Source organism: Methylorubrum zatmanii (genome assembly GCF_014845115.1).
Lineage (GTDB): Bacteria > Pseudomonadota > Alphaproteobacteria > Rhizobiales > Beijerinckiaceae > Methylobacterium > Methylobacterium zatmanii.
The window spans coordinates 1-651 of sequence record NZ_NKUI01000358.1 but is presented as its reverse complement, the minus strand read 5'-3'; the positions used below and the strand labels follow the sequence as shown (position 1 = coordinate 651).

Here is a 651-nt window from a genome sequence, read left to right as displayed (position 1 = left end):
GCCGTGTGGCCGGCAGGAGGGCAGGGACGGGGGCGTCGGCAATCGCCTCCGTCTCCCCGAGCAGGGTGGCCTCCGCGGTGTAGAGCCCGCGGATCAGCTTCAGCGCCTCGAAGATCCGGCCGGTCTCGATGAGGGTATGCGCCGCCTTCAGCCCGTCCCGGATCGCAGCTTCCGTGGTGGCGGCAAGGATCCCGTCCTCGATCCGCTGATACAGCAGCCGGGCCGGGCCGGCCTGGTTCGGGGCGATCAGCATGGTCTGCGCGGCGAAGTAGAGCTGGCGCAGGGGCGTCATCGCCTGCTCGGCCTGCAGGACATGGCCCTCCAGAAGGAAGGTCGCGTCGTTCATCAGTTCGAGGGAGACCTTGCGATCGACGCGCACCACCGCCCCGTTGATATAGACGCGCTCACCCGCCTTCAGGCTCAGATGCATGCTCCCGCCCGGGGCTCGGCTGTTGTCGCGCGGCATGGTCCGTTTCCTATCGCAGGCCGTCTCGGATCGAGGTGTTGACCTCGATCAGTGCCGCGAGGCTGCGCTCGGGGGTGCTCAGGACCTCCCCCACCTCGCGCATGGTCCACATGCCGATGGCGACGAGGTCGGCGCGCAAGGCCTTGGGCAGGCCGTTCTCCGGGTTGAGGAGGTCCGCGATCAGC

2 protein-coding genes are annotated in these 651 nt (G+C 68.8%); both read right to left on the bottom strand.

The window, feature by feature from the left end:
- Positions 1-466: flagellar biosynthesis repressor FlbT (gene flbT / locus MZTS_RS24725; RefSeq protein WP_246482275.1), on the bottom strand; the 466-nt coding region annotated here is incomplete at its 3' end.
- 10 nt (positions 467-476) lie between these two features.
- Complete coding sequence (locus tag MZTS_RS24720) at positions 477-647, bottom strand: flagellar biosynthesis regulator FlaF (protein WP_343068863.1); 171 nt, start codon at positions 645-647, stop codon at positions 477-479.
- Between the last annotated feature and the right edge of the window lie 4 nt (positions 648-651).